Raw genomic sequence first — 3,942 nt, 5'->3', positions numbered from 1 at the left:
AACGTTGGCGTCAGGCCGCCCAGGATGCCAACGAAAAGCCAGTGCTGACATTGAAGGAGCAGAAGGAGCTGGAAAAGCTCCGTGCCCAAGACCAGCGAGAGATCAAGGCCCTCAAGAAGGAACTGCAGCGCAAGGAGAAGGCCATGGCGGAGATGGCAGCGTTGCTGGTGCTCCGAAAAAAGTGGGAGGCCTTCTGCTCGGAGGACGCGGAAGGCTGACCAGCACTGTTCACAGGCGCAAGGCGATTGAGCTGATCGGCGAGGCGCATGCTGCTGGCGCAGGCCTGGTCAGTGCCTGCGGCGAGATCGGCATCTGCCTGCGCACGCTCAAACGCTGGCGCGAGGCATGTCTGGGTGATGGCGGAGGCCACGATCGCCGCAAAGGCAGTCATCGGCTGGTCTCTCACAAGCTGACCGAAGAGGAGCGCCAACGCATCCTGCTCACCTGCAACCAGCCGGAGTACGCCTCACTGCCGCCAGGTCAGATCGTGCCAGCCCTGGCCGATCAGGGTCTGTATATCGGCTCGGAGAGCAGCTTTTACCGGGTACTCCATGCCCACGGCCAAGCCCATCGGCGCGGCCGAGCGCGGCCACCACAGGAACCAAGAGCCGTGCCGAGGCTCCAGGCCGCAGGAGCAAATCAGGTGTGGAGCTGGGACATCACCTATCTGCCCACCACCGTGCGGGGAATCTGGCTGTATCTCTACCTCGTGATCGACGTGTGGAGCCGCAAGGTGGTCGCCTGGGATGTGGCTGAGCGCGAGGATCCAGCCATTGCAGCGGATCTGGTGAGCAGGGCTTGCCTCAGAGAGCGGATCAGCAAGAGCCGCAAGCAGCCGCTGATCCTCCATGCCGACAACGGCAACGCCATGCGTGCGGCCACACTGGAAAGCCGCCTCGAAGAACTGGGCGTGCTCAGGTCGTTCTCACGGCCGCGCGTCAGCAACGACAACCCTTTCTCGGAATCGCTGTTCAGGACGGTGAAGTATCGGCCTGAATACCCCCGCAAGCCATTTGCCACCAGAGACCAGGCCTGTCAGTGGGTCGCCAAGTTCGTTGACTGGTACAACCACCAACACCGCCACAGCGGCATCAAACTCGTGACGCCCCAGCAACGTCACGGTGGACAAGCTGTGGAGGCTTGCCGGCACCGTGCTGTCGTCTACGAACAGGCCCGCCAGCGCAATCCAAGGCGGTGGTCACGATCCACGAGGTGCTGGCGTCAACCGGAGGTGGTCTGGACCAAACAGCCGCCAGATGAGCTCAGTGAACCAGGGCAGCTACCGTTGGTGCAGGCCGCCTGAACGGCAGCCGAGGAGTGACATCTTTCCTGAAAGTCACCGGATGAGACGTTTGCCCTTTGCGTCTTAGATCAGACTAGCCTCTACTACAGTATCCATTACAATCAGCGCCGAAAAGATAGTCATGAGACGCCGAGGTTTACATGGTCTATGTGCTAAGTATAGTGATTGTGTTGCGAATAGCACGTCACACCTAGCTGCATGCGTTTCAATCATATAGCAACTCTTTTAAAGTCCTTTAAAATCATCTGCTCGCTTTTTTGTCAAGTACTATCATGAGCTCACATCCGACATGGACGCCTTCTCAGCATGGCCACTTCGTATCCCGAATCTTTCCCTCTTGATCTTTCCGATGAGGGAAGTCGTCGTGGTGAGAAGCTTGTCTTTAATGCATTTCGCTCTAAGCTACCAGCAAACGTTAATATCTACTATTCTCGAAACTGGAGAGGACTGCGTCATTTCAGGCAATCTTCTTTCCAGTATGTCAGAGGCGAAGCTGATTTCATAATCGTGTGGCCCGAGTACGGAATTATATTCGTAGAGTGCAAAGGTGGTTCCGTTGAAGTTCGTGACAACAAGTATTACTCTCGAAGCCGAATGGGCAATGTGTATCCCATCAAAGACCCTCACGAGCAGGCAAAGCGCTCGATGTACCGAGTAATTGATCATATTGACATAAAGAGGATTATCCCAAGGCCTCGCTGGGAGCTTGAACAAATTTTCACTTACGCCGCATTCTTCCCTGAAAGCGTCCGACGAACATGGGCCGCAAAATCTATTAATAACGAGTTGAGCTTCTCGGCTTTTGACACTGATCTTCTCGATCCTTCTGCATGGATCATATCCTGTTTCGTGCGCCCAATGGCCGAACGCGATCTTGATCCACTATCTCGAAATGAAGTCTCAGCATTTCACGAATGTCTATCCCCTTCGGGATCTTTTCCTCTTTCATCTGCTTCTCAGCTAATTGAGACGGAGCAGTTTTTCGATTCGGGAATTACACCCACTTCCGAGCAGTCTCATGTCATCAATCAACTAATTCGAAATCATAATGTACTTCTCTTTGGATCTGCGGGAACCGGCAAGACCCTTGTTGGGCTTGAGGTTATGCGTTTACTGTCTGCTAAATCAAATAATCGGAGTGCTTTTATATGTCACTCCTCCCTTCTTAGTGCACGCCTAAAAAGCAATTATTCATCCTTGCTGCCAAGAGTAGACTTTGTTTCCTCACATGAGTTGCCAATATACCTTGAAAAGATTGCAAAGACTCTTTCTCTTAATGCAGATGGGCTCTCTAGCCCATCCGACCTTGTTAACCTTATTTCTCAAAATAGTGGATTTCGTTTGTCTCATATCGTCATTGATGAAATGCAAGATCTTGATGACTCACTTATCTTGAGCCTTCGTCGTCTGACAAGCCAGAAAGGCATCTTTCTTGGCCTCTATGACATTAGCCAGGCTCTAGGACTAGGCGACTTTAGCCCTTCTGAAATACGTACATTGTTCGAGTTCGATAACTATTTATCCCTCACTTCTAATCTGAGAAATACTCCTCAAATCATGGAGCGCGTAATCGGTCTTTGCGCTACAGTCGATATCGCTACTTGCATAGCGCCTGATGGCCCGGATGTGATAAACCGTGAGCGGTACAACGATTCGCCGGAAGAGCTCTTTGAGCTCGTTGACACTCTTTGTAGAACCTACTCTCTGCATTCATCTCAAATCGTTGTTCTTTTGAAGAGCCTGGCGGATCTCGACGCTGAGAAATATCGCTTCCAGGTCAATGCCGATGGTAGTATTGCTCTATGTCTTTTAAAGTCTGCTTCCCGCCTTAATGTTGAGCTGAACTCAATTGCTGACTTTAAGGGGCTTGAGTCGCTTTGCGTCATTTTATGGACTTCGCCGGATTCCCTCGGCGAAAATTAGCTTTACGTCGCAATGACTAGAGCTCGATCTCTCCTCGTCGTCTACAACTCCTAGCCCTGCTTTCTGCATAGGTGGTCTTCCGGCTCTTGTGACTAGGCTCCCGTCAAAGTGATACTGACAACATTCGCTCAGTTGGGTAGCCAATCGCCAGTCTCATTATTGCCATCCCTGTCGCGAATTGTGTGGCCCGGCCGCCGCCGCTCATGCGCTCGGTTTATGAGTAGATCTTCTTAACGCAGTACGGGTGCCTGCTTCCCAGCAGCAAGAAGGTCAGCTCTTCATCCGACGAGGTCAGGCCTCCGCTTTGGCTGGGCAAGGACTACCAGCTGCAGTGCCAGCCGGGAGACGCCGGCACTGCAACCAGCTGGCAGCGGGCCACTGGCGAGCGCTCTCGTCCCTGGCAGGGCCGGTGGTGGCGCCCATTGAGTGGGTGGAGCCGGCGCTGGTGGGATGAGACAGCACCAGCAGCCTGTTTGCTCAGCCCTCTCGACCTGGCCGCAGGCCTCACTCCGCGCCACCACCCACCGGAATCAGCTGGATCTGCTTGCGGCCGAGCTTGATCTCGAACTCGTCACCAGGCTTGAGATCGAGCATAGCGGTGTAGGCCTTGCCCACCATCAGGTTGCCGTTGAACTGCACCTTGGTCGTGTGGCTGAGCTTGCGTCCTGCTTTGCCACGGCCTTTGCCGCCACCATCGGCGCCGAGACTGACGCCCT

Annotated in this window: 3 protein-coding genes and 1 pseudogene; 3 read left to right on the top strand and 1 reads right to left on the bottom strand. The window is 53.9% G+C overall.

Features of this window, described 5'->3' with window-relative positions:
- The 3 genes and pseudogenes from ACIQ2E_RS14200 to ACIQ2E_RS14190 all read left to right on the top strand — a co-directional run.
- Nucleotides 1-218, top strand: a pseudogene (locus ACIQ2E_RS14200) (IS3 family transposase); the annotation flags it as partial.
- The gene (locus tag ACIQ2E_RS14195) at nucleotides 182-1,303 is read left to right on the top strand and encodes an IS3 family transposase (RefSeq protein ID WP_398331941.1); all 1,122 of its coding nucleotides are present in this window, start codon (nucleotides 182-184) and stop codon (nucleotides 1,301-1,303) included. The pseudogene ACIQ2E_RS14200 and the gene ACIQ2E_RS14195, both read left to right, overlap by 37 nt.
- A 306-nt stretch (nucleotides 1,304-1,609) precedes the next feature.
- Nucleotides 1,610-3,226 carry an AAA family ATPase gene (locus ACIQ2E_RS14190; protein ID WP_398331938.1) on the top strand — a complete coding sequence of 539 codons (1,617 nt, stop codon included), beginning with the start codon at nucleotides 1,610-1,612 and terminating at the stop codon, nucleotides 3,224-3,226.
- A 504-nt stretch (nucleotides 3,227-3,730) separates the two neighbouring features.
- On the opposite strand, the gene ACIQ2E_RS14185 is transcribed toward ACIQ2E_RS14190, so the two are convergent.
- On the bottom strand, nucleotides 3,731-3,942 hold a 212-nt coding region (locus tag ACIQ2E_RS14185), incomplete at its 5' end, for an AbrB-like transcriptional regulator (RefSeq protein ID WP_398331935.1).

Source organism: Vulcanococcus sp., from assembly GCF_044369115.1.
Classification (GTDB): domain Bacteria; phylum Cyanobacteriota; class Cyanobacteriia; order PCC-6307; family Cyanobiaceae; genus Vulcanococcus.
Note: the sequence above shows the minus strand (reverse complement) of the source record. Positions and strands in the feature narration are given on the sequence as shown.

Coding starts and splice junctions, on each gene's coding strand:
- ACIQ2E_RS14190 (WP_398331938.1), top strand. CDS start 1,610: ATGGCCACTTCGTATCCCGAATCTTTCCCTCTTGATCTTTCCGATGAG.